The organism is Pseudoflavonifractor sp. 60, from assembly GCF_009911645.1.
Lineage (GTDB): Bacteria > Bacillota > Clostridia > Oscillospirales > Oscillospiraceae > Lawsonibacter.
Genome location: NZ_QWKI01000040.1, coordinates 1 through 5,633, shown reverse-complemented (window position 1 = coordinate 5,633; position 5,633 = coordinate 1). Strand labels below are relative to the sequence as shown.

Sequence of the window (5,633 nt, the reverse complement as noted above, 5' to 3'; positions counted from 1 at the left end):
TCAATCCCCACCGGCTTCGCCTCCGCCCCTTTTCAAAGGGGCCAGGCCCTGCTGGCGCAGGGCCACAAAGCGGAAGGTTAGGGTCATCCCGCCCTACAAAAGATACTTTGCGAATGGAAGGAAATTCTCCTCTTTACTTTCAACCCCAAACCGTGGTATGATAATCCAGCAATTTTCGGGAAAAAATCCCCAGGAAAGGAAATCAAGCTATGTCACAAGTGAGCCGCCGGGAGCTGTTTCCCGGGGTATGGCTGCGCGCAGTTCATACCGACAAATTTAAGAGCTCTTACCTGTCCGTGACCCTGCTGGCCCCCCTGGATCGGGAGACGGCGGGCCCCAACGCCCTGATCCCCTCGGTGCTGCGCCGGGGCTCAGCGGTCCACCCAGATATGGAGTCCCTGTCCGCCGCCCTGGATGAGCTGTACGGCGGGGCCATCGAGCCGGTGGTGCGGAAGAAGGGGGAGACCCAGTGTGTGGGCTTTGTGGCCAGCTTTCTGGACGACGCCTACGCCCTGAAGGGGGAGAAAATTCTGGAGCCCGCCGCCGGCCTGCTCTGCGAGCTGCTCCTCAAGCCCTGCACACAGAACGGTGTGTTTTCAGCGGACTACACCGCCGGGGAGAAGGCCAATCTGATCGACCGCATCCGGGCCCAGATCAACGACAAGCGCACCTACGCGGCGCAGCGCCTGACCCAGGAGATGTGCCGGTATGAGGCCTTTGGGGTCGATAAGCTGGGGGACGAGGAGAGCGTGGCCGCCGTGACCCCCCAGAGCCTTTGGAAGCGCTATCAGGAGCTGCTGCGCACCGCCCAGGTGGAGATCTACTTCTGCGGCTCTGCCGACCCGGACCGGGTCGCCCAGGCGCTGAGGCAGGCCCTGGCCCCGCTGCCGGTGAACGGGGACCGGATCGACCCGGAGTGCGCTGTCCGGGTCTCCGCCGGTCCTGAGCCCATTGTGACTGAGGAGGCCATGGACGTCAGCCAGGGCAAGCTGGCTATGGGCTTCCGCACCGGGGGCCTCACCTGCTGGGAGGAGGACTTCCCCGCCCTGTACCTGGCCACCGCCGTCTTTGGGGGGACCACGCTGTCCAAGCTGTTTATGAACGTGCGGGAAAAGCTGTCCCTGTGCTACTACGCCAGCGCGACCCTGGAGAAGATGAAGGGGCTGGTGCTGGTGTCCTCGGGGATCGAGTTTGACAAGTACCAGACCGCAAAGGACGAGATCCTGGCCCAGCTGGAGGCGGTGAAGCGGGGCGAGATGGAGCCTTGGGAGCTGGAGGGCTCCCGCCGCACCCTGATCGGGGCGCTGCGCTCCACTCTGGACGACCAGGGGCGGCAGGAGGATTACTGGCTGGGCCAGGCCGCTGCCGGGCTGGAGGAGAGCCCGGAGGAGTTCGCCGCCCGGCTGGAGGGGGTAACCCGGGAGCAGGTGGCCGCTGCCGCCCAAAAGCTGGAGCTGGATACCGTCTATTTTCTGAAAGGCAAGGAGGTCTGAGCCATGGAGAAGCTGAATTTCCCCCGGGTGGGCGAGACCATGTACCACGAGAAGCTGGAAAACGGCCTGAATGTCTTCGTCTTCCCCAAGCCCGCCTTTCAGAAGGGCTACGCCTTTTTCGCCACCAACTACGGCGGCATGGATATGCGCTTCTGTCTGGACGGGGAGTGGCACAACACCCCCGCCGGGGTGGCTCACTACCTGGAGCACAAGATGTTTGATACCCAGGAGGGCAACGCCCTTCAGGAGCTGGCGGCCAACGGGGCCAGTCCCAACGCTTTTACCAGCAACGCCATTACCGGCTACTACTTTGACTCCACGGAGAAGTTTGAGGAGAACCTGCGCATTCTGCTGTCCTTCGTCTCCATCCCCTGGTTTACCCAGGAGAGCGTGGACAAGGAGCAGGGCATCATCGGCCAGGAGATCGGCATGATTGAGGACGACCCGGAGTGGAAGGTGTTTATCAACCTGATGGCCGCCCTGTATAAGCACCACCCCGTTCGGGTTAGTGTGGCGGGCAGTGTGGAGTCCATCTCCCACATCACCGCCGATACTCTGTACGCCTGCCACAAGGCTTTCTACGACCCGGCCAACATGGTGCTGTGCGTGGCGGGGCCGGTGGAGCCGGAGCGCATCTGCGAGGTAGCCCGGGAGATCCTCCCGAAAGAGGCCGGCCCCATCGCCGCCAAGGATTATGGCGAGAAGGAGCAGCTCCAGGCGGCCCAGTCTCTCGTTGAGGAGCGGATGACAGTTTCCGCCCCCCTCTTCCAGCTGGGCTACAAGGGGGACGCCCCGGTGAACGGGGAGGAGCGCCTGCGCCAACAGCTGGTGGGTGAACTGGCCCTGGAGGCGCTGCTGGGCAATTCCACCCCTCTGTACGCCAAGCTGTACCGGGAGGGGCTCATCAACGCGGAGTTCGCCTATGGCTATGAGTGCTACCCCGGCTGCGCCTTTCTGATGGCCGGTGGCGAGTCCAAGGACCCGGAGGCCGTCCGCGCGGCGGTGGCAGAGGAGCGGGACCGCATTGGCCGGGAGGGGGTTGACTCCGCCCTGTGGGAGCGGGTGAAGAAGGGGGTCTATGGCAACAAGGTGCGTGGGCTGAACTCCTTCGAGAACCTTTGCGTTGGCCAGGCTCAGTCCTTCTTTGCGGGAAGCGACTTCCTGCGCTTTGCCGAGATCTTCGACTCCATCACCAAGCAAGAGGCGGAGGAGCTGATTGGGGACTGGGTCACCGAGGAGCGTACCGCCCTGTCGGTGGTCCGGGCCAAGGAGGCGACATGATTAACACCGTCTCCTTCCCCGGCCTGGGGCTGGAGTTCAGCCTGAACCGGGTTGCTTTTACCATCCCGGTTCTGGACCGGCCCGTATACTGGTACGGTGTAATCATCACCGCCGGCCTGATCCTGGCGGTGTACCTGTGCACCCGCTGGGGAAAGCGGTTCGGCATCAGCGAGGACAACATTATGGATATGATGTTCTTTGCGGTGCCCGCCGCCCTGGTGGCCATCCGGGCCTACTATGTGGTGTTCAACCTGGACATCTACAAGCATCCGGACGGCTCCCTGAACTGGGCGGCCATCCTCCGGTACAGCGACGGGGGACTGGCCATCTATGGGGCCATCATCTCATCAGCCATTGTGCTGCTGATCTTCTGCCGGGTGAAGAAGCTCAGCTTTCTGGCCTACGCCGATTTGGGCGTCCACGGCCTGTTCATTGGTCAGCTCATTGGCCGGTGGGGCAACTTTATGAATGTGGAGGCCTACGGCGTTGTCACTGACCTGCCCTGGCGGATGTGTTCCCAGTCCATTGTGGACGACCTGTGGGCAAAGGGCCTTCTGGAGTCCAGGCTGGCCTATGAGTCCATTTTAAACGGGACGCTGGGGGTACATCCCACCTTTTTCTATGAGTCGGCCTGGAATTTCGTGGGGCTGATTATGGTCTATTTAATGGGGAAGAGGCGGAAATTTGACGGGCAGTGCTTCCTGTTCTACTTCTTCTGGTACGGTCTGGGGCGGACCTGGATCGAGGGCCTGCGTACCGACAGCCTGTATCTCTTCGGCTGGGAGCTGTTCGGCGCGCCCGTACGGGTGTCCCAGCTCTTTGCCCTGGTCACCTGTGTGGCTGCTGGCGGCGCACTGGTCTGGATGATGGGGAAATACAGGGGCACAAGACAAACACTGTTTGTGGACCGGCTGAACGCAGAGATGGAGAACAGTGCAGAGGAGGAGTGAGGGATGGCAGCAGTTGTTATGGATGGAAAGGCCCTTGCGGCCAAAATCAAGGGGGATGTGCGCCTCCAGGTGGAGGGGATGGAGCGCCGGCCCGGCCTGGCTGTGGTGCTGGTAGGGGAGGACCCTGCCGCCCTGTCCTACGAGGCGGGCAAGCAAAGGGACTGCCGGCAGTGCGGGATTTACTATGATACCTTTCGCCTGCCCGGGGAGGTATCCCAGGAGGAACTGGCAGAGGTCATCCAGTCTCTTAACGACCGGGAGGACATAGATGGTATCCTGCTGCTCCTTCCTCTGCCCAGGCACTTGGACCAGCGCAGGGCGGTGCTGGCCATCCGGGCGGATAAGGATGTGGACTGCGTCCATCCCGCCAATATGGGGGATCTGGTCCTGGGCATGGACTCCCTCCGGCCCTGTACCCCGGCGGGGGTGATGCGGCTGCTGGAGGAGTACCAGATTGACCCAGGGGGCAGGCGTTGTGTAGTGGTGGGCCGGTCCAACATTGTGGGTAAGCCCCAGGCCATGCTGCTGCTCCAGAAGCACGGCACCGTCACGGTCTGCCACACCCGGACCTCCGACCTGGCCGCTGAGTGCCGCCAGGCGGATATTTTGGTGGCCGCCGCCGGCCGCCCCGGACTGATTACCGGCGACATGGTGAAGGAGGGGGCGGCGGTGATCGACGTGTCCATCAACCCCGATGGGCAAGGGGGGCTCTGCGGAGATGTGGACTTTGCTGCGGCGGCGGAGCATGCCGCCTTCATAACCCCCGTCCCCGGCGGCGTGGGGCCGGTCACCCGGGCGATGCTGATGGAGAATACCCTCCGCGCAGCCCTGAGACATGGAAAGAGATAACAGAAACAGGGGCCTTCCGTCTGGGCGGGGGGCCCCTTTCGAGTTGTGAAGTGCCGCGGACAAACCGGATGACTGAAATATTTCCACAGCCCCTTGCGCATCAGGCAAAAGTTTAGTATAATTACCCTGTAAAATTATAGAGAAAGGGGTGTCCGCAATGTCAGCCATTGGAGCCTATGGAAGCTACGGCAGCATGAGCGGTTACTATTCTGTCTATCAAAATAGAAATGCCAGCCGAGGGGGCAGCCCCAGTACTATGGAGCCGGTGAGCCCGGTTTCCCGCGCTCAGACCAGCCCGGTTCCCCCGGTAAGCGCCCCTGCCGCCGTCCACCGGGGCGCGGCTCAGGCTGTACCGGAGGAGGAGAGCAAGTTCCAGTTCCCCACCATGCAGGAGAGGGCTGACCCTGCCGAGATGGCGGTGCGGGCGCGCATCCAGTATCTGGACGGCAAGGTGGAGGACCTGGAGCGGGAGCTGGTGGGCTGGAATCAGTCCAAGGGGCTGGAGAAGCTGCTGAACAGAGGAGAAGAGGAGCAGAACAGCCTGAAGCCTGCGCAGGAGCAGGAGGACCTGGAGCTGAACCCGGAGGATGAGGAGGTCAGGACGCCCCAGGAGGTTGTGGAGGAGTCGGAGTGCCAGACCTGCAAGAACCGCAAGTATCAAGACGGCTCCGACGACCCGGGCGTCTCCTTCAAAACTGCCACTAATGTCGCCCCCGAGCAGGCCGCCGCCGCAGTCCGGGGCCATGAGCAGGAGCACGTGGTCCGGGAGCAGGCCAAGGCTCAGCGGGAGGACCGAAAGGTGGTCAGCCAGTCGGTGACCATCCACACTGCCATCTGCCCCGAGTGCGGAGATGTCTATGTCTCCGGCGGCACCACCCGTACCACCACCAAGGCCAACCCCGTGGAGGAGAGCCAGCAGGGGAATCAGCAGAAATCCGGATTTGAAGCGGTTGCATGATTGTAGCTTTATAGTAAATCTTTCAGGAAAAGTCTGCAAAGGAAAAGTCAATAGGAAAATGAAATAAATTTGTGGACATAGAGGAAGGAGAAAAAAGCAACA

General features: G+C 62.0%; 5 protein-coding genes. All 5 read left to right on the top strand.

The features are described from left to right. Window positions 1-209 precede the first annotated feature (209 nt). The 5 genes from D1646_RS05290 to D1646_RS05270 all read left to right on the top strand — a co-directional run bounded on the left by D1646_RS05290 (window position 210) and on the right by D1646_RS05270 (window position 5,531). Window positions 210-1,493: a pitrilysin family protein gene (locus D1646_RS05290; protein WP_160635459.1), complete on the top strand. Its 1,284-nt coding sequence runs from the start codon at window positions 210-212 to the stop codon at window positions 1,491-1,493. Window positions 1,494-1,496: 3 nt separating this feature from the next. Further along, the gene (locus tag D1646_RS05285) at window positions 1,497-2,774 is read left to right on the top strand and encodes a pitrilysin family protein (protein ID WP_160635458.1); all 1,278 of its coding nucleotides are present in this window, start codon (window positions 1,497-1,499) and stop codon (window positions 2,772-2,774) included. Beyond that, complete coding sequence (gene lgt / locus D1646_RS05280) at window positions 2,771-3,724, top strand: prolipoprotein diacylglyceryl transferase (protein WP_160635457.1); 954 nt, start codon at window positions 2,771-2,773, stop codon at window positions 3,722-3,724. The genes D1646_RS05285 and lgt overlap by 4 nt, the downstream gene beginning before the upstream one ends. A gap of 3 nt (window positions 3,725-3,727) precedes the next feature. Continuing rightward, a complete protein-coding gene (locus D1646_RS05275; protein WP_160635456.1) occupies window positions 3,728-4,573 on the top strand; it encodes a bifunctional 5,10-methylenetetrahydrofolate dehydrogenase/5,10-methenyltetrahydrofolate cyclohydrolase in 846 nt (281 codons plus the stop codon). A 157-nt stretch (window positions 4,574-4,730) separates the two neighbouring features. Further along, window positions 4,731-5,531 (top strand): hypothetical protein, encoded by an 801-nt coding sequence (locus tag D1646_RS05270; protein WP_160635455.1) that lies wholly within the window; start codon window positions 4,731-4,733, stop codon window positions 5,529-5,531. The last annotated feature ends 102 nt before the right edge of the window (window positions 5,532-5,633 follow it).